The following is a 19664-nucleotide window of genomic DNA, read 5'->3' as shown; positions in this document are numbered from 1 at the left end:
CATGGCACTGAATTTCCGGATAATTTTTCACTTAATGGGTCTCCTGTTATTATGTAACGGAGGCTTTATGGTTTTGGCTGCTATTGTGAGTGGTATTTATGAAGATGGCGTAACGCTAGATATAGCCCTTGCTGCTATTGTTACCATGTTATTGGGGATGTTGTCCATGTTTTATACGCGGGAGCACGACAAGGAGGTGAAGCGGCGTGAAGGTTATATCATTGTTACTTTTGGCTGGTTGGTGATGTCTGCTTCTGGAATGTTGCCCTATCTTTTTTCCGAGTCAATTCCCGGGGTTACCAATGCCTTTTTTGAAACTATATCTGGCTATACTACCACCGGCGCGTCTATAGTAGACGATATTGAGGCCTTGCCAAAGGGTATCCTATTCTGGCGGAGTTTAACCCATTGGATAGGGGGAATGGGTATCATTGTATTGGCTATTGCTATTTTACCGCTATTGGGAATTGGGGGGATGCAGTTGTTTGCGGCGGAAGCGCCTGGTCCCGGCGGGGATAAGTTGCATCCTAGGATTACGGATACTGCTAAAAGGTTATGGTTAATATATTTTGCCTATACCGTGGCCGAAACCATTTTATTGAAATTGGCGGGGATGAACTTTTTTGACGCTATAAACCACTCCCTAGCTACACTCTCTACAGGCGGATTTTCTACCAAAAATGACAGTATGGCGTATTGGAATGATCAGCCTTTAATACAGTATATTGTTATTTTGTTTATGTTCTTGGCAGGAAGCAACTTTGTACTTAGTTATTATGCCTTTAAAGGAAAGGTTCAAAAAGTAATTAAGGACGAAGAATTTAAGTTTTACGCCATTTTTGCAGGCTGCTTTGTAGTCCTTGCCGCCGTAGTAATCTATCTTAAAGCCAATGTTCCGGTATCCGAGTTTCATCCCATGGTGTTTGGGGAGGCCGAAAGTGCATTTAGGCATGCCTTGTTTCAGGTGGTGTCAGTAATCACTACCACGGGCTTTGTAACGGCAGATTTTACATCGTGGACCCCCTTTTTAACCATTCTCTTTTTTATTTTGATGTTTTTGGGAGGGTCTTCGGGGTCTACTTCTGGTGGAATTAAAGTTATGCGGCATATCCTTATTATTAAAAATGGATTGCTAGAATTTAAACGTACCATGCATACCAATGCAATAATTCCAGTGCGTTATAATAATAAGACGGTACAAGAGCATATTGTATACAATATTATAGGATTTTTAGTGCTCTATATGTTGTTATTTGTAGTGGGTTCTTTGGTGCTAGGGGCGCTTGGGCTCGATTTTGTAAGTGCTATTGGGGGTGCGGCTTCCTCTTTAGGGAATGTGGGACCTGCTTTTGGGGACTTAAACCCAGTAAGCAATTACAATAGTTTACCCAGCTTAGGTAAATGGTGGTGCGGTATATTAATGCTACTTGGGAGATTAGAGCTCTTTACGGTCTTGATACTGTTTTCGCCCCATTTTTGGAAAAGGACCTAGGTGGCCTCTTTAAGGTGGTAGTATCTTATTAGGAATTTTGAAGGTGGATGGTTCCTGTGATGTTTTGAAGCTTTACTTATTTTTATAAAATATATTAAATAAAAATGGACATCGGTTAGGATGTCCATTTGTAATTCTAGGGGCTTAATAAAAGGTATTATAAAACCGCCTTAATTCTTGCTATTGCTTCTCTTAATTCTTTTTCAGATGCTGCATAGGAAATCCTAATGCAATTTTTGTTTCCAAAGGCCTCACCAGTTACGGTAGCAACATTGGCATTCTCCAAAAGGTAAAGAGAGAAGTCCGAAGCGTTATTGATCTCGGTACCGTTAATAGTCTTTCCAAAGAAGCTGGAGATATCTGGGAACACATAAAATGCGCCTTCTGGTACGTTTAGGTTAAAACCTTCAATTTCACCTAACAGCTCTAAGACAAGGTCTCTTCTTTTGTGAAACTCATCAATCATATATTTAATGGAGGATACCGGGGCATTGATAGCAGCAATGGTTGCGCGCTGTGCTATGGCATTGGCACCGCTGGTAATCTGTCCCTGAAACTTGTTGCAAGCCCTTGCAATCCACTCAGGACCACCAATGTAACCAATACGCCATCCAGTCATGGCAAATGCTTTAGATACTCCGTTAACGGTAACCGTACGGTCGTACATACCATCTATATTGGCTATGCTTACGTGGCTGCCTTTAAAGTTGATGTGCTCGTATATTTCGTCAGATACCACAAAGATATCGGGGTGGTTTCTAAGTACGGCTGCTAAGCCTTCTAGCTCTTCCCTGCTGTAAACAGATCCACTTGGATTACAAGGGGAGCTAAACCACATCATTTTTGTTTTTGGGGTGATGGCCTTTTCCAATTGCTCGGGGGTCATTTTAAAATCGGTATCTATACTGGTAGGTACTTCAACCGGAACGCCGCCTGCCAATTTTACGATGTCGCTGTAACTTACCCAATATGGTGCTGGTAAGATAACCTCGTCCCCGTCGTTTAACATTACCATGGCAACATTGGCCAAGGATTGCTTGGCTCCCGTAGAGACTACAATCTGGCTTAAACCATAGGTAAGGCCATTGTCTCTTTTAAATTTGTTCGCAATTGCTTCCTTTAGGTCTGCATACCCATCTACCGGGGAATAGCTGCTGTAGTTCTGGTCTATGGCTTCCTTGGCAGCCTCCTTAATGAACTCTGGAATGTTAAAGTCCGGCTCTCCCAAACTTAGACCGATAATGTCTTTTCCTTCACTTTTTAATTCCCTTGCTTTTGCGGCCATAGCTAAAGTGGCCGAAGTTGACATGGAGTTGATCCTGTCGGATAAATGGTTCTTCATTGCTATTCTCGATTTACTAATATTGTAGTGATGGGTTTTTGCCCAATTCTTTTAAATGTTTGAAGTGCGAAATTATGGCTTTTCTTGTAGTTTCATATTCGTTGTAAGGCAAATTAAACTCGTTTGCCGTCTCTTTCACAATTTTGGCAATTTTTGTGTAATGTATATGGCTAATATTGGGGAATATATGGTGCTCTACCTGATGATTTAATCCGCCCGTAAACCAATTTACAATGCGATTATTGGTTCCAAAATTTACCGTGGTGAACAATTGATGGATGGCCCAGGTGTTTTTCATGCTACCGTCTTCGGCAGGTAAAGGCGTATCCGCATGGTCTACAACGTGTGCCAATTGGAAAACTACACTAAGAATTACCCCAGCTACGTAATGCATAATGAAGAAGCCCAATAGAATCTTCCACCAAGCTATATTAAGAATCAGCATTGGGAGGATGATCCAAATAGTTAGATAAATTAGTTTGGTGACTACCAACATAGACCAGTTTAAAATGGGACTGGGAAATTTTCCATAAGATAATTTTCTTTTAGTATACCGGTACATTTGTTGGAAATCGGTTGTAATTGCCCAGTTAAAGGTTAGCAATCCATAAAGGAATATGGAGTAATAATGCTGAAACCTATGAAATCTATGCCATTTGGCGTGCTTGGAAAATCTCAGGATGCGTCCTGCTTCTAGATCCTCGTCGTGTTCGTGTATATTGGTGTAAGTATGGTGAAGCACATTGTGCTGTACCTGCCAGTTGTAGACGTTCCCAGCAAGGATATAGATGCTACCCCCCATAATTTTATTTACCCATTTTTTATTGGAGTAGGATCCATGATTTCCATCATGCATCACATTCATGCCTACCCCCGCCATGCCAATTCCCATTACGATGGTAAGAAGGAGGTTGGCCCAATTGGGAAGTCCTAGGGTTAAAATAAGGAAATAGGGCGTTAAAAACAGCGCGAACATAATGGCTGTTTTTACATGTAATTTCCAGTTTCCGGTTTTCTTTATGTTGTTTTCCTTGAAATAATCGTTGACTCTTTTATTCAGTGTTTTAAAAAATTGAGCTGAATCTTTTCTAGAAAATCTAATGGTTTTATTTTCCATGATTTAATTTTTTGTAAATATACGGCAAAAGAACATTTATTTTGTGAATTAGAGGGGGGTTAAACCTAGCCGATGTGAATGAAAGTGCTATTTTTGGCAATAATTTTAATATACATATGGACCTTTCTATTATCTATAAATACTTTCCTGAGCTAACAGAGTTACAAAAGGAACAGTTTTCCAAGTTGCAAGATATATATCAGGATTGGAATACAAAAATCAATGTGGTTTCCAGAAAGGATATCGATGAGCTTTACATACGTCATGTATTGCATTCAATGGGAATTGCTAAGTTTCATCAGTTTGCGCCCGGTTCCTCGGTCTTGGATGTAGGAACGGGGGGTGGTTTTCCCGGGATTCCCTTGGCAATTCTTTTCCCAGAAACCCAATTTGTTTTGGTAGATGCTATTGGTAAAAAAATTAAAGTTGTTCAGGAGGTGATAGACAAATTAGGAATCACCAATGTAACGGCCATGCATACCAGAGTGGAAGAGTTAGATCAGCAGTTCGATTTTATTGTGAGTCGTGCCGTAGCAGCCATGCCTACCTTTGTGCATTGGGTGAAGGGGAAGATAAAAAAAGATTCTGTCCACAATATAAGGAACGGAATCCTTTATCTTAAAGGAGGTGATTTGGAAGAGGAGCTTAAAGAATATCGCACCGTGGAAGTGTATCCTTTGTCAGATTACTTCGAGGAGGAATTTTTTGAGACCAAAAAGCTGGTTTATCTTCCTGTGAAATATAGGGGTTAAATGTGTAGTAGGGATTTATAGGACTCTCTACAGCGCCTTCCGTATTCCTTGATGGCAGTTAATAAGTTGATGGCCCAAGAAATGGGATTTAAGCTTTGTTTGTGGTGGTTTAATGGTTGTCTCATACGAAGATTATTTTAAGTGTTAAGGTGGTTGGTATGTAAATGTAACGTTTCAATTCTTAAAATATTGCGTTTAGGAGAGGTATAAAATAAGGTTGATGACAGCTGTAAATAAAACCCGTAGCAAATTGTTCGCTACGGGTTTTTTATTGGGGAGAATAATAGTTGCCATAGTATAGGTTGTTGTGGTTGTGATTTTTTTAACAAAAGTCGCGCAGTTTGTTAAAAAGGGTGAGGTGTGCGTAATGCTGTTTCTTTTTTTATTCTTGATTGGATGGTTATGGCCAATGTTTATAGGCTGTTGGGTGAGTTATTATAGATTTATTGGTCGAGGTTTAGGGAGTATTGTTTAAAGCTTTTTTTCAAATTCTCTTCATTAATTTTCACAATACGTTAACAGTTTCTGTGATTTTTTTCTACATTTACGGTGTAAGTGTAGAAATTACAATTGTTCTTTTTGTTCAGTGTTCCTTTTATATCCATAATGGGTTTTACGGTGTACCCTTGTATGCCAACTGATCTAAGAGTGCTGATTTTTAATGGATGCACCGCTGCGTTTAAAACCATTTCTCTGAAAGAGGGAAAAAAATAACCATCTAAACATTGAACATTATGGAGGAGAATTCCAGGCTTACTATTCTTAGAGAATACGTATTTAAAAAGAAACCGAGGTTTGGGCTATCAGTACTGCTTTTTGCGATGTCACTGTGCAGCCTACAAGGGTATGCGAACTTTAATTTTTATGAAGATTTTCCTGTATCCCCGCAGCAGGAAATCAGCGGAACCGTAACGGATGGTCTTGGGCCGCTTCCAGGGGCTAGTATAGTGGTAAAAGGTACCACTAATGGTACCCAATCGGATTTTGATGGAAATTACGCTATTTCAGGAGTTCCTAGTGATGCCGTGCTGGTCTTTAGTTATATTGGTTATAAAACAGCCGAGATTCAGGTAAACGGACAAACTACTATTAACGTTACGCTGGAGGAAGATGCCAGCCAGTTAGAAGAAGTGGTGGTAGTAGGTTATGGAACCCAGAAAAAGGCAACCCTTACAGGATCGGTTGCGACCGTTGATGGGGAAGCTCTGGAAAAATCATCTTCTCCAAACCTAGGTACAGCACTAGCCGGTAAAGTGGCGGGTCTGTATATTGATACGGGGAATGCTGCTCCTGGTGCAGAGAATACTGGTATCAGGGTGCGTGGAACCAATACGTTTAACAATTCCTCGGCACTGGTAGTAATCGACGGGATTCCAGATCGTGCAGGAGGGATTAGCAGAATCAATCCGGCCGATATCGAGAGTATCTCGGTATTGAAGGATGCTTCGGCGGCCATTTATGGGGCGCGAGCTGCAAACGGGGTGATTTTGGTAACCACAAAACGAGGAAAGATCGGAAAACCACAAGTGAAAATTACAAGTAGCTATGGTTTGCAAAGCTTTACAACAACACCGGATATGTTAACAGGTGCCGAATATATGGACTTGGTTAACCTACTAAATGTATATAAGCTTCCCACCAATGAATGGGCAGCGGCAAATGCAGTTAGGGGGGAGCCTTTTACACGTCCAAATGGAGAGGTTTTAAACCCTACCTATACCACCGAAAGAATTAGGAAAACAGCTGCGGGCGATGATCCATGGGCTTTTCCTGATACCGATTGGATGGAAGAGGTGACTACTTCTGGTGCGCCTATCCAACGTCAAGGGATCCAGGTCTCTGGAGGTACCGAGAGTGTTAGGTATATGGCGTCTTTGGGGCACTTAAGACAGGATGTGAATTTTAAGAATGCGCCAAAAGGATATACTCAGTATGATTTGAGACTTAATCTAGATGCTGATATCAATGATTACCTTAAAATGAACGTAGGCCTATACTCTAGGCAAGAAGAGAATTATACTGCTACCAATACCCCTGGGAATGTTTTTAACGATTTGGTAAGACAGTATCCTTGGTTTCCAGCATATTGGCCAACAGGTGAATTTGGTCCGGATATAGAAAACGGAAATAACCCTGCTATAAGGGTTACAGACTTGCCCGGATATAACGACAGGAGTACCAATTTTGTACAGAGTAACATAGGAGTAACCTTGAAAGTGCCTGGAATAGAGGGGCTAGAGTTAATGGCAAATATGTCCTATGATAAAATGAATATGGACTTTAAGCAGTGGCAACGCCCATGGCAGTTGTATACCTGGGATGGGGTTAATAGAGATTCCTCTGGTTTAACTGCTGCAGATAGAGGTCCAGGTGATCCAAGTTTAACTCAGGAACACACTACCCTAACAGATTTCACTGCATCTTTCAATGCTTCCTATGAAAAGGAATTTGGGAATCATTATTTTAAATTACTTGGTGGGGTTACCCGTGAAGAATCCGAACAGAGTTTCTTTGGTGCCTTTAGAAGATTTTTCCTTTCCAGTGACCTTGCTCAATTGGATGTGGGAGGAAATGAAGGGCAGAATAGTTATGGTAATGGGTATGAGACTGCTCGTTTAAACTATTACGGTCGTCTAAACTATACCTACAAGGATAAGTATCTATTGGAAGGCCTGTTTAGATATGACGGATCTTATTTATTTCCGGAGAACAATAGATTTGGATTCTTTCCTGGTGTATCCGCTGGTTGGGTAGTATCCGAGGAGCCATTTTTCCAGAAGGCAGCGCCCTTTATCAATTTCTTTAAGCTAAGAGGTTCCTACGGACAGTTAGGAAATGATAATGTACAGCCTTTTCAATACATAGCTTCTTACGAATTGTCTGCAACGGGGCTTGGTTCCGTAGTTACCACAGCCTATGAGAATAAAGTGGCCAACCCAAATATCTCATGGGAAACCGCTACTTCCAGAAATGTTGGTTTCGACTTAAGAACCTTTAATAATAAGGTGGTAGTAGGGTTTGACCTTTATAAGAATTCAAGATCCGATATTTTGACAACCCCACAAAAAACCCTTCCAGAGTATAGTGGAATTGCGGCTCCGGCGATAAATATTGGGGAGTTCGAGAATTCGGGATACGAAATTAGTTTGGGACTGAACGGAGGTGATCCTTCAGGATTTAATTATAGTCTTACTTTCAATTTTAGTGATTCCGATAATAAATTGGTGTTCTTTGATGAACCAGATTTGGACGACCGCCCTTGGCAACGTCAAACTGGTGGTGAAATAGGAAGACCGCTTCGTTATAAGTTCGACGGTGTATTTAGATCCCAAGCAGAAATTGATGCAGAAACCTTGGATTATAGTGGGGTTACTCCGCAACTTAAGCCAGGTGATGCTAGAGTAGTAGACATCAGTGGAGATGGGAAAATTGGTCCGGAAGATAAGACTAGGGTAGGAGGCAGTGCCTTTGCCGATACCCAGTTTGGATGGAACACCGCTATGAACTATAAGAACTTTGACTTTAGTATGTACTGGACCGGTTCCGCAGGAGGGTACAATACCTACGAGTGGAGTTTTATGTCCGGAACCTTAGCTAATGTTCAGCGAGATGTTAGGGATAGAGCTTGGTCCATAGATAACCCGGATGCCCCTGCTCCTAGGTTGGCAGATAGGGGAGATCAATGGTATTCTGGTCAAACCGATTATGCACTTATTACTAGAGACTTCTTTAGATTGAAAAATTTGGAATTAGGGTATAACTTTAATGAAGATGTAATTGGTAGGTTCGGTATCCAAAGCCTCAGGGTTTCCGTTTCAGGTACTAACCTGATTACAATTACCGATTTCCCATTTGATCCGGAAGTAACGCAGAACGGAGTAAGCGTAGGATCCACTAGGGATGCTAGCGGTGGAGCGGTAAATAATGGAGGTGCCTACCCCATGTTGAAAACAATAATGACCGGATTACAAATAACATTTTAAAAAATACTGAAATGAAGAAGAATATTATAAAAATTACAACATTGTTGGTCTTCGGATTTCTGGTTGTGGGATGTAACGAGGACTTCCTGGAAACAACCCCATTGAGTGAAGTGGCGGAAGACAACGTATGGTCCGATAAAAAATTGGCAGAAGCAGCTGTATTGGACCTCTATCAAGGGACTTGGGCTGGTACCCTGACCCGTGAGGAAACTACGGACGCCTTTACAGATCAAGCGGTATTTACCCACCCCGGAAGAGGGGTAGATGGGTATACCGAAGGAAAGATGAACCCCGCTGGAAACTTTATGGATATGCAATGGATGAGCTGGCCTCAACTATATCCATTCATCAGGAGTGCTAATATTGCCATCGAGAAACTTACCATTAATGAAGCTGGAATAGAAGACGGATTGGTAAAGCGTTTGCTGGGGGAAGCCCATTTTATGAGAGGGTATTTCTATACGCAGCTAATGAGGCAATTTGGAGGTGTGGTATTGTTAACCAAGCCTTTAACCTTAGATAGCGAAGCCAATAACCCCAGAGCAACTTTTGAGGAGACCGTAAATCAGATTCTTGCCGATTTAAATCAGGCGATTGTTTTATTGGAGGATGCTCCCATAGATCCGGCAAGGGCACATAAGATCACGGCCCTGGCTATGAAGTCCAGAGTGCTGACCCATGTTGCCAGTGATTTATATCATCCATCAAAAAATTCGCATGTTTCTACCATAGCTTCCTATGGTCATCCAGAATTAATTGGCTGGACCAGTGGGTCCCAGTTAGATAGATGGGAGGCGGCAAAAGTAGCTTCAAAAGCCTTGTTGGATGCTACTACGGGGTATAAGTTAGACTATACCGCACCTGCTTCACAGGAAGAAGCAATTCAGAATTACGAGGACATTTGGCTTCAAGGAGATCAGAACCAAGACTTTATTTGGGGCCGATTGGTAGAAGAATTTGGTTTTGGATCTAGAACATACCCAGGAGGGGATGGCTGGTCTCAAGGTCCAGGAATGGTGGCTTTGTACCACGGTCCCAATGGATATCACGAATGGGCAGGAACCACTCCTACCGAAGCCTTGGTATCTAAGTACGACTTTGCAGATGGTACCAAGTTTGACTGGGATAACCCAGACCATGCAGCTGCTCCTTATGATGATAGGGAAGCAAGATTTTACTCTACCTTCCTTTATGACGGAGCTCCTTGGAAGCAAAGAACGGATGATGTAGTGAAATATGATAATTTTAACGAAATTCAAACTGGCTTTTATACCCTTACCGATGGTACCATTATCAATGGTGTAGACACGCGTCAAGGTCCAATAGAAGATTGGAATGGTTCAAGAACGGGCTACTATTTTAGAAAATTTTCCGATCCTAGACAACCAGCCTCTTGGCCAAACAACCTGCAAAAGGTAGATGCTCCTTATATTAGATATACAGAGGTGCTGTTAAACTATGTAGAGGCAAATATTAATCTAGGGGAAGAAGGGGAAGCAATTACCTGGTTAAATAAACTTAGATTTAGAAATGGTTTGCCGGCGGTTACAGTGTCTGGAGCAGAATTAATGGAGCTCTACAAAAGGGAAAGAGATAAGGAATTGGTGAATGAAGATGCCAGATTATTCGATATGAAGCGTTGGTTAGAAGGCCCTCAGTCTTTGAATAAACCCGTACAGCAAATACTTGTGAAGGGTACTCAAAAACCAGGGACCACGGTAACCGATTATAGAAAAGATACCGCGCTTTTTGATTATACCTATAAGCCTACGGATATCGTTTTTGAAAATAGAATTTGGCAAGATCATGTTTATTTCATGCCAATTAAACAAGAGGAGATCGATAAGGACCCCTCTATTATCCAAAATCCAGGATATTAAAAAACATTGATGAAGTATTAAGAATGACCCTTAGCACTTTTGTGCGGGGTTTTTCTTATTTTAATGACCTATAGAGAATACCTACTAATTATGCATAGAATTGTTTACCTTTTTTGTTTGGGATTGTTGGTTGCGGCCTGTACGCCAAAATCCGATACTTTGTTTACCAAGTTAGCCTCCAGTGAGACGGGGATCGATTTCAATAATAAGCTTACGGAAACCCATACCTATAACTATTTTACCTATCCCTATATGTACCTGGGAGGTGGGGTTGCCGTTGGAGATGTGAATAATGACGGTCTGGAAGATTTGTTTTTTACCGGGAATATGGTAGAAAACAAACTATATCTCAATAAAGGCAATATGCAATTCGAGGATATTACTGAATCTGCCGGATTAAAAGGCGATGATCGTTGGTATTCAGGGGCATCCTTTGTAGATATAAACCAAGATGGTTTTGTGGATATTTATATTGCTGTGGGAGGTAAATATGGTCCCAATAATAACGTGCTCTATATCAATAATGGGGATAATACCTTTACAGAAATGGGTGCAGAATACGGGGTGGATTGTGATGGTATAAGTATGCACGCTACTTTTTTTGATTATGATAATGATGGCGACTTAGATCTATATGTTATAAACTACCCGCCTACCAGTTTTACGGCACCCGTAGAGTATTATCACTATATGTTGACCAACCACGAACATAAGGATTCCGATAGGCTTTATAGAAATGATAACGGTAAGTTTACGGATGTAACCAAAGAAGCGGGCCTAAGTTCATTCGGCCTAAGTTTGGGCGTGGTGGCTTCCGATGTTAATGACGATGGCTATATAGATATTTTTGTGTCGAACGACTTTAATGCGCCCGATTTTTTATTCATTAATAACCAGGACGGGACTTTTACCAATCAAATAGATACCAGTTTACAGCAAACTTCATTTTTCGGAATGGGAGCGGATATAGCCGATTTTAACAACGACGGCCTGTTCGATATTTTTCAATTGGATATGTCTGCCGAAGATAATTTTAGATCCAAAGCAAATATGTCTTCCATGGACCCGGATGCTTTTTATAGGTCAGTAGATCTAGGGTTGCACCATCAATATATGCAGAACTCCCTGCAATTGAACCATGGTAATGCAGCGGGAGAACTTCCTTTGTTTAGCAATGTCGCTAGAATGGCAGGAGTGTCTTCCACGGATTGGAGTTGGGGCGGACTCATGGCCGATTTTGATAATGATGGATGGAAAGATTTATTTGTGACAAATGGTATCCGTAGGGATGTAAATAATAAAGACTTTTATGCCAAACACCGGGAGTTTTTCGATAAAATGGAGAATGATCCCAACTATAAGAACAAAGAAGAAGAGGTTAAGTTGTTAAAGTATTTAGAGCAGCTGCCCTCCGAAAAGCTTAGTAACTATATGTTCCATAGCAATGGAGACCTTACATTTTCCAACAAATCCGAGGCATGGGGATTGGGAGAGAAAACATTTTCTAATGGGGTGGCTTTTGCCGACTTGGACAATGATGGCGACTTAGATTTAATTGTTAATAACCTAGAAGATATTGCTAGTGTTTATAGAAACAACACCAGTGAGAAGAACCATTTAACCGTAGACCTGAACGGCGGAGGCGAAGTGTTGCCCAATGGTAGTAGGGTTTTTATCTATACCAAGCAGGGAATGCAGGCGCAAGAACATAATACGGTAAGAGGTTATATGTCCTCGGTAACACCTTTGTTGCATTTTGGACTTGGAGATGTGGAGCAAGTGGATAGTTTAGTGGTGAAATGGCCAAATGGCGCAATCACCAAGCTAAACGATATTGCGGCAAATCAGCGCCTTGTGGTAGCTTATAAGGAGGATAAAAAGGAGGCCATCGGTAGTTCGCCGCATGTAGTTGCTTCTAAGTTCGAAACCATTGATACTCCTGATATTTTTAAGCATCAGGAAAATGTGTTCAATGATTTTGAGGTTGAAGTGTTATTGCCCCACAAAAACTCCACCTTAGGACCGGCATTGGCGGTAGGGGATTTAAATGGAGACGGTTTGGACGATTATATTGTTGGAGGTGCCGTTGGGCAACCGGCAGCCGTGTTTTTACAAACCAGGGATGGTAGCTTTGAAGAGTTGGAAATCCCAGATCTAGTAAAAGATAAATACTATGAGGATTTGGGTATTGTCATATTTGATCCCGATAACGATGGGGATATGGATTTTTATATTGCTAGTGGAGGAAATGAATTTAAACCTAATTCCCTAGGGTATGAAGATAGAATCTATGAAAACCTAGGAAATAATAAATTTGTTAGAAATAAGGAGGCGCTTCCTGATCTTAAAATCAGTGGAATGAATGTTTCCGTAGCAGACTATGATAAGGATGGGGATTTGGATCTGTTTGTAGGAGGTAGGTTGATGCCTAAAAAATACCCGTATCCCACAGATTCCTATATTCTGGAAAATGTAAGTACGGAAAACGGTATAAAATTTAGGGATGCTACAGAAAAAGTGCTTCCGGAACTTAAATCCCTTGGATTGGTTACGGCTTCCGTTTGGATCGATTTTGATAATGATGGTTGGGAAGACTTAGTGGTAGTAGGGGAGTGGATGCCTATTAAATTCTTTAAAAATACCCGTGGCGTGTTCGAGGATGTTTCCAGTAAAATGTATGATGGACCTTCGTCCGGATGGTGGTTTGCCATGGAGAAGGCCGATTTTGACAATGACGGAGATGAAGATATTATTATTGGAAATTTGGGAATGAATTATAAGTACCAAGCGAGTGAGGAAGCTCCATTTAGGGTGTATTTAAACGATTTTGATGACAATAACACTCCAGATATTGTGTTGAGTTATAAAAGTGGGGAAACGGAATTTCCGGTTAGGGGGCGCCAATGTTCCTCACAACAGATGCCCGCCATCAAGGCAAAGTTTCAGGATTACAATTCCTTTGCAAGTGCCTCCCTTAATCAGATTTATACGGATAAAAAGTTGGAGGAGTCCTTGAGTTATGAAATAACCTCCTTTAAGCATGTTTATTTGGAGAATAACGGAGGTGTTTTTACTGCTAAACAATTACCACAGCTATCACAAATATCCAGTATTAATAGGTTTGTGGTGGAAGACTTGAACAACGATGGGAATATGGATGTAGTGTTGGCTGGGAACCTTTACAATTCCGAGGTAGAAACCCCTAGGAACGATGCTAGCTTTGGGTTGTTTCTTAATGGACTAGGTGATGGGAATTTTAAAGCGAATACAATGTTAGAATCTGGTCTTAAAATTGTTGGGGATGTTCGTGGAATGGAAACAATAACTATTAACGGAGAAAAGCATATTCTAGTTGCTAAAAATGATGATTACCTTCAATTGATAAAAGTTAATCTTTAAGATTGGCTGTAGCATGTCCCACCAAGCGCAACTCCCTGGTCTTTGGTGGGGCATTCTCTTAAAGGATGCACCGGATTGTTTTTAAAAACGCCTTTTAAAAGAACCTAGATGTGGAATAGGAAGCAATTGGTAAGCTGGATACTTGGATTAGCCGGTCTGGGATTGGGAGTATTGGTGTTTAATTGTAAAAATGCTAATAAAGAGTCAGACTACCTTAGTCTGCCTATTTTGGCAACGCATGCCAATGGGGAGCATTATGTAGGTTCTAAAACCTGCATGGGATGTCATGCCGATATCTATGATAGTTATTTGGAAACCGCTCATTACAATACCTCCTCAGTGGCAGATACTAGCACTGTAAAAGGAAGTTTTATGGTTGGGGCCAATAGCCTAGATCTGGCCGATGTTTCTTTTACCATGACGCAGGAAGGGGATTCTTTGTTCCAGCACATAAAAATAAGAAATAGAAGTATAGCACTCCCACCCACGCCCTTCGATGTGGTTGTTGGATCTGGTGTTAGAGGGCAGTCTTATCTGTCTTGGGAAGAAAACGATCTATACCAACTCCAGGTGTCTTACCACTCACAGTCAGATAATTGGGTGAATAGTCCGGGGTATCCATCCTATCATACCAAAAGACCTATACGCAGTGCCTGTTTAAAATGTCATGTAACCCATGCGGAGAAAAAAGGGGAGTCAGTCATGGGAAATTCCTTTGACCGGTCTAAGTTGATTTTAGGGATAAGCTGTGAAAAATGCCATGGTCCTTCATTGAAACACGTTGCCTATCAACAAAAACATCCAGAAGCGGGTGAATCTAAATTCGTTATTAAAATAGATACCTTATTAAGGCAACAGCGTTTGGATCTATGTGCGCAATGTCACTCCGGCCCAAGGGATGTACAACTAAAGGGCGATGCGTTTTCATATTTTACTGGGGAAGACCTAAATCAGCATTCCAGAAATATAGATTCTGGAAAACCCCAGGAAACCTTGGATGTGCATGGGAATCAATATGGGTTATTAATTCAAAGCGAATGTTTTAAGGAGACGCCTACTATGGATTGTAACACCTGCCATAACCCCCATAAGAAAGAACGAGGGGATATAGCGTCTTTTATACTGAAGTGTATTGCGTGTCATGGGGAAATGAAAAAGCACTATAGTGTAGACGCAAAGCTTTCTACCGAAATGCAGGATAATTGTATAAGTTGTCATATGCCCTCCAAGCCTTCCAAGGCTATGATGGTGCAATTGACTCCAGATAGTGTGGAGACCTCTTTTAAAATAAGATCCCATTTAATTGGAATCTATGCGGAATCCTTGTGGAAGGAATAAATAGAGGATCGACTCTTGGTGATACTTAAGAAAAGACCTATTCAAATGAAAAATCCCGTAGCGAACTGCTCGCTACGGGATTTTATATTAAGTGATCATAGGTGACTACCCTAAGAAAGGATACCTATAATCTGTTGGCGTTACAAAGGTCTCCTTGATTAATCTTGGAGAAACCCAACGCAATAAGTTCTGAGCAGATCCCGCCTTGTCATTGGTTCCAGAAGCTCTTGCACCTCCAAACGGCTGCTGTCCTACAACGGCACCGGTAGGTTTGTCATTGATGTAGAAGTTTCCAGCACAGTTTTGAAGCGCTTTGGTAGCTTCGTCTATGGAGTAACGATCTCCGGAGATTACGGCTCCCGTAAGGGCGTATTCCGAGGTGCTATCTACCAACTTCAAGGTTTCAGACCAGTCCTTGTCTTCATACACATATACGGTAACTATAGGCCCAAAAAGCTCAGTTTCCATGGTGGTGTACTTAGGATCCGTGGTAAGGATTACCGTTGGCTCAATAAAATAGCCCTTGGTCTTATCGTAGTTACCACCGGCAACGATGGTGGCATTTTTATCCTTTTTTGCTTGGTCTATATACTTGGCCAGTTTGTCAAAAGAGGCTTCATGAATAACGGCTGTTACAAAATTCCCCATGTTTTCTGGAGATCCTGGTTCGTTGATGGATGCTAGGTCTTCCTTTACTAAATCTAAGATCTCATTAGAGATAGATTTTGGAAGGTATACCCTAGAGGCAGCACTACATTTTTGTCCTTGAAATTCAAAGGCACCCCTCACAATAGCGGTGGATACCTGTTTTGGATTTGCCGTAGGGTGGGCAAGGATAAAATCCTTTCCACCAGTCTCACCTACTATTCTTGGGTAGGTTTTATAGGTGTGGATGTTGTTCCCTATCTGTTTCCATAAATCCTTAAAAACTTGGGTAGATCCAGTAAAGTGGATTCCAGCAAAATCTGGACTCTCTAGGGCTACCTTGGTGATCATAGCGGGGTCTCCGTAAACTACGTTGATAACCCCGTCTGGTACACCGGCTTCTTTGAAGATGTCTACAATTACTTTGGCAGAATAAATTTGACTGTCACTAGGTTTCCACAATACTACATTCCCCATCATAGCGGCACTGGCAGGAAGGTTACCTGCAATGGCGGTAAAGTTGAACGGTGTAATAGCGTATACAAAGCCTTCTAATGGCCTATATTCAACGCGGTTCCAAACCCCCTCGGAAGATTCTGGTTGCTCCGCATAGATTTGTGACATGTATTCCACGTTAAAGCGGAGGAAATCTATTAATTCACAGGCTGCATCAATCTCTGCCTGATGAATGGTTTTGGATTGAGCGATCATAGTGGCAGCGTTGATTTTAGCCCTGTAAGGACCTGCAATCAGATCGGCTGCTTTTAAAAAGATGGCAGCTCTTTGCTCCCAAGGTAAATTGGCCCATTTTTCGCGGGATTCCAAAGCATTCGCGATGGCTTCCGAGACGTGTTCCTTTTCTGCTAGGTGATAATGACCTACAATATGCTGATGGTCGTGCGGAGGTGACATCGGGGCAGTGTTGCCCGTTCTTACCTCTTTGCTACCAATGTACATAGGTATATCTACCTGGTTGTTGAAATAGCTATTGTACTGAATTAATACCTCTTCCCGTTCTGGAGATCCGGGTGCGTAGCTCTTAATTGGCTCGTTATATGCAGTAGGTACTTGAAAAAAACCTTTACCCATAATTATTATATGTTATAATTTACGCAAAGATACTAAAAGCATCTGCGAAAATAAAGTAGGAAATATCGAGATTCTGAATGGGGGAAATGAGGCCCTTCAAGAAAGGAAACTGGAGGCTTGGGAAGTTAATTTCGGGGGATTGTTATGGGTGAGGATGAGTTTACATGCCTATGTCAACCCCACTGGTTTTAGCGGATATCCTTTATTGTGTAATTGATGGAGCCCCTACCTGGGAGTCTATCGGTTTTTATTTAGGTGACATCTGTAAACAACTATTTAAGGAGTAAGTCCATGTTTCCTTTTTTTTGTTACAAGCATCTTCTGGGCTGATCCTAGGAATGAACACTAATTAAGACCACAGGGCAAATCGCTCATGGCATGGGGAAACCAAGATTTTAAGGGATTTAATTTAGGGCAAAAGGGGCGCTAAATTTAAAAGTGGGGATATAAACCCTAAAATTCTCCGAAGTGGTCAAGGTTACCATATTATAATGTCCCTTCATGGCACCAATAGTAGAGGCCAAAAGGCATCCAGAACTGTAGGTATGGGATTCACCAGGTTGTATCACCGGCTGAAGACCAATAACACCCTTCCCATCCAAGAGCTCCAGTTCGTTTAAGGAGTCATAAATTTGCCAATGACGGGAGGTAAGCTGTACTGGGTCTTTGCTCTGGTTCTCTATGGTAATCGTATATCCAAAGGCAAAATGCACTTTGTAATTCTTAAAAAATGTCCCATCAAAATTGGTGCTTACCGAAATTTTAATTCCTTTGGTTACCTGTGTTATCATAAGGATCTCTTTTGACTAATTTATAAATAAGCTGGTTCTGAGGGGGAAACTAGCAATGCTCCAAATGGTCCTATAAGTAGGCCAATTGCCTAAATCGTATTTTTTTCTTTTGTAGTAGCAGATGGTTCAATAAAACTATTCATCTGCAGCTATCTTAAATCTAAAAACGTAAAATTACGAATAAAACTATACCTGCCTTGAGTTTTAACACAGGTAATTGTTAAAATGCTATAGTACAACAAGATAAATAAGAATTTATCAACTGAGAGATTTGGGCATATTTATTCGATGTAATTATAAAAAATATGGATTTAGTTGCAAGATTTCAACATCTAAGCCGATGGAGCTGGGGGCTTTATCCCCAAGGAAACTAGCCTGACTTTCATTTAAAATGAGCGGGAAAAGTAAATAGGAGGTAGTTTTATTGGGATGTGGGTCTGGTCGGCCATTTAATTGGTGATGTTCCTAGAGTTTACGGAACCAAACCCAATGAGGCTATCGTGCTGGTCTCCAAACTTCCTGTAATAAACCAAAATTAAATAATTGTTTTCGGTAAAGTGGAAATTTCCGGATATGGTGTTTTGGTCCAGGCTGCCGTCTTGGCCTACCAATACATATTTATAATTGTAAAACCCTTGCTTCATCTTAAGCGTGGCTTCCATATTTCCCGTCTCTTCATTGTAGGTCATTTTGTTCTCTGGGCTTATGGCGTAATTGTTAAATTTCCCGTAAACGTACACTTCGTCCAGTCCAATCAACTCTGTATAGGGAAGTTTAAAATGTACGTAGGTATACTCGGCTTCTTTGGAGGAGTCCGTGCCTTGAAGGGTTCTTATCACAAAATCCCCATTGATATCCGGGTAGTAGGTATAGGGGCGGTTGTGCCTATAGTAGTCCGTAAAAAGGTAGTGGTTATAGAGGTCGGTCAGGGCAATTTTGGAAATGGAGGAGCTGGGGGCTCTTAGGTCTTTGGTGTCAAAATTAAAATATTCATTTCCTCCCCAAAAACTGGTTTCCTGGTCGTATTTGTAGACCAGTTCATTGCCCAAGGTAAATTGAGGGGGGATATTTCCGATGGTCGTAGTCCATTGATAATTTTGTATAAGGGCTACCTTTACTTCCCTTTTGGGGTTAGATACTGGGTAGTTGCTTGTGTTGATGTTAAAATGGACCACCTGTTTTTCGTCTATGTGGTTAAAGTCTCTAGATTGCTTTATGGTAGCTCCTACCTTCACCAAGTCTTCATAGACCAAAAATCTTCTTGAAAATTGAATTTCATTATAGCTGTTGTAAATTTCTAGTAGGTAATTGCCGCTCACCTTTAATTGGGTGTATGCATTGGGGATGGTGAGTTTGTAGTTGGAGTATGGCTGTAAGGTAGAATAGCTATTTTGATAATCCGTTATTCGTTCATTATCCATACCCTGTAGGTATTGCGACTTTAATAAGGTGGAAGGGGTCCAGTCATAGTTGCAGTGAACAATTTTATAATAGTAGTCCTGTTCGCTGGCAAATAAGTCATCAAATTCCAGGTAAATAGGTGCGCCTAAAGGAACTATGGGGAATTGGTCTTCCGTACTGCCTTTAAAAACGACGGACTTAATATGGGAGGGGGCATTTATTTCCTCCTGTACCTGGGCCTGTAGATAAAGGCTATGGAGAAGGATGAAAGCAAGACTGACGATACGACGCATTTTGACCAGTTTTTTGGGTAAAGTTAAACAAAAACTCACCCCAATGTCCATTGCACGGTCTAAACGCTAAATAATTTGGTAATTATTATGAATACGTTCTATTAAGTGCTAAATTTGCACGAAATTTTGATAACCTAAGGTC

At 41.1% G+C, this 19664-nt stretch carries 12 protein-coding genes; 6 read left to right on the top strand and 6 right to left on the bottom strand.

Annotation, left to right across the window (positions count from 1 at the left end; genetic code table 11):
• Position 1 precedes the first annotated feature (1 nt).
• Positions 2-1492: a TrkH family potassium uptake protein gene (locus tag F1E73_RS05600; RefSeq protein ID WP_150451353.1), complete on the top strand. Its 1491-nt coding sequence runs from the start codon at positions 2-4 to the stop codon at positions 1490-1492.
• A 157-nt stretch (positions 1493-1649) separates the two neighbouring features.
• Here the strand turns inward: F1E73_RS05600 and F1E73_RS05595 are convergent, their stop codons facing one another.
• Positions 1650-2834, bottom strand: a complete 1185-nt coding sequence (locus F1E73_RS05595; protein WP_086476144.1) for a pyridoxal phosphate-dependent aminotransferase — start codon at positions 2832-2834, stop codon at positions 1650-1652.
• 16 nt (positions 2835-2850) lie between these two features.
• Complete coding sequence (locus F1E73_RS05590; RefSeq protein WP_086476145.1) at positions 2851-3951, bottom strand: fatty acid desaturase family protein; 1101 nt, start codon at positions 3949-3951, stop codon at positions 2851-2853.
• Between the two features lie 116 nt (positions 3952-4067).
• Here F1E73_RS05590 and rsmG point away from each other — a divergent pair, with 116 nt between their 5' ends.
• Positions 4068-4703, top strand: coding sequence for a 16S rRNA (guanine(527)-N(7))-methyltransferase RsmG (gene rsmG / locus F1E73_RS05585; RefSeq protein WP_086476169.1), 636 nt, complete (start codon positions 4068-4070; stop codon positions 4701-4703).
• Here rsmG and F1E73_RS18000 read toward each other — a convergent pair.
• On the bottom strand, positions 4700-4828 hold the full coding sequence (locus tag F1E73_RS18000) for a hypothetical protein (RefSeq protein WP_262483062.1): 129 nt from the start codon (positions 4826-4828) through the stop codon (positions 4700-4702). The genes rsmG and F1E73_RS18000 overlap by 4 nt on opposite strands.
• A 609-nt stretch (positions 4829-5437) precedes the next feature.
• Here F1E73_RS18000 and F1E73_RS05580 point away from each other — a divergent pair.
• The 4 genes from F1E73_RS05580 to F1E73_RS05565 all read left to right on the top strand — a co-directional run bounded on the left by F1E73_RS05580 (position 5438) and on the right by F1E73_RS05565 (position 15303).
• Entirely contained in the window at positions 5438-8686 is a 3249-nt protein-coding gene (locus F1E73_RS05580; protein WP_223883367.1) for a SusC/RagA family TonB-linked outer membrane protein, read from the top strand.
• An 11-nt stretch (positions 8687-8697) separates the two neighbouring features.
• Positions 8698-10566 carry a RagB/SusD family nutrient uptake outer membrane protein gene (locus tag F1E73_RS05575; RefSeq protein WP_086476146.1) on the top strand — a complete coding sequence of 623 codons (1869 nt, stop codon included), beginning with the start codon at positions 8698-8700 and terminating at the stop codon, positions 10564-10566.
• A 90-nt stretch (positions 10567-10656) separates the two neighbouring features.
• The gene (locus F1E73_RS05570) at positions 10657-13965 is read left to right on the top strand and encodes a VCBS repeat-containing protein (RefSeq protein WP_150451352.1); all 3309 of its coding nucleotides are present in this window, start codon (positions 10657-10659) and stop codon (positions 13963-13965) included.
• A 108-nt stretch (positions 13966-14073) separates the two neighbouring features.
• Positions 14074-15303 carry a multiheme c-type cytochrome gene (locus F1E73_RS05565; RefSeq protein ID WP_150451351.1) on the top strand — a complete coding sequence of 410 codons (1230 nt, stop codon included), beginning with the start codon at positions 14074-14076 and terminating at the stop codon, positions 15301-15303.
• A 105-nt stretch (positions 15304-15408) separates the two neighbouring features.
• Here the strand turns inward: F1E73_RS05565 and pruA are convergent, their stop codons facing one another.
• The 3 genes from pruA to F1E73_RS05550 all read right to left on the bottom strand — a co-directional run bounded on the left by pruA (position 15409) and on the right by F1E73_RS05550 (position 19522).
• The gene (gene pruA, locus F1E73_RS05560) at positions 15409-17037 is read right to left on the bottom strand and encodes an L-glutamate gamma-semialdehyde dehydrogenase (RefSeq protein WP_150451350.1); all 1629 of its coding nucleotides are present in this window, start codon (positions 17035-17037) and stop codon (positions 15409-15411) included.
• A gap of 404 nt (positions 17038-17441) precedes the next feature.
• Positions 17442-17828: a Co2+/Mg2+ efflux protein ApaG gene (gene apaG, locus F1E73_RS05555; RefSeq protein WP_086476149.1), complete on the bottom strand. Its 387-nt coding sequence runs from the start codon at positions 17826-17828 to the stop codon at positions 17442-17444.
• A 449-nt stretch (positions 17829-18277) separates the two neighbouring features.
• Positions 18278-19522, bottom strand: a complete 1245-nt coding sequence (locus tag F1E73_RS05550) for a type IX secretion system plug protein (protein WP_150451349.1) — start codon at positions 19520-19522, stop codon at positions 18278-18280.
• Positions 19523-19664: the final 142 nt, after the last annotated feature.

This window comes from Arenibacter lacus, assembly GCF_008711145.1.
GTDB lineage: Bacteria > Bacteroidota > Bacteroidia > Flavobacteriales > Flavobacteriaceae > Arenibacter > Arenibacter amylolyticus.
Note: the sequence above shows the minus strand (reverse complement) of the source record. Positions and strands in the feature narration are given on the sequence as shown.

Coding starts and splice junctions, on each gene's coding strand:
- F1E73_RS05600 (WP_150451353.1), top strand. CDS start 2: ATGGCACTGAATTTCCGGATAATTTTTCACTTAATGGGTCTCCTGTTA.
- F1E73_RS05595 (WP_086476144.1), bottom strand. CDS start 2,834: ATGAAGAACCATTTATCCGACAGGATCAACTCCATGTCAACTTCGGCC.
- F1E73_RS05590 (WP_086476145.1), bottom strand. CDS start 3,951: ATGGAAAATAAAACCATTAGATTTTCTAGAAAAGATTCAGCTCAATTT.
- rsmG (WP_086476169.1), top strand. CDS start 4,068: ATGGACCTTTCTATTATCTATAAATACTTTCCTGAGCTAACAGAGTTA.
- F1E73_RS18000 (WP_262483062.1), bottom strand. CDS start 4,828: ATGAGACAACCATTAAACCACCACAAACAAAGCTTAAATCCCATTTCT.
- F1E73_RS05580 (WP_223883367.1), top strand. CDS start 5,438: ATGGAGGAGAATTCCAGGCTTACTATTCTTAGAGAATACGTATTTAAA.
- F1E73_RS05575 (WP_086476146.1), top strand. CDS start 8,698: ATGAAGAAGAATATTATAAAAATTACAACATTGTTGGTCTTCGGATTT.
- F1E73_RS05570 (WP_150451352.1), top strand. CDS start 10,657: ATGCATAGAATTGTTTACCTTTTTTGTTTGGGATTGTTGGTTGCGGCC.
- F1E73_RS05565 (WP_150451351.1), top strand. CDS start 14,074: ATGTGGAATAGGAAGCAATTGGTAAGCTGGATACTTGGATTAGCCGGT.
- pruA (WP_150451350.1), bottom strand. CDS start 17,037: ATGGGTAAAGGTTTTTTTCAAGTACCTACTGCATATAACGAGCCAATT.
- apaG (WP_086476149.1), bottom strand. CDS start 17,828: ATGATAACACAGGTAACCAAAGGAATTAAAATTTCGGTAAGCACCAAT.
- F1E73_RS05550 (WP_150451349.1), bottom strand. CDS start 19,522: ATGCGTCGTATCGTCAGTCTTGCTTTCATCCTTCTCCATAGCCTTTAT.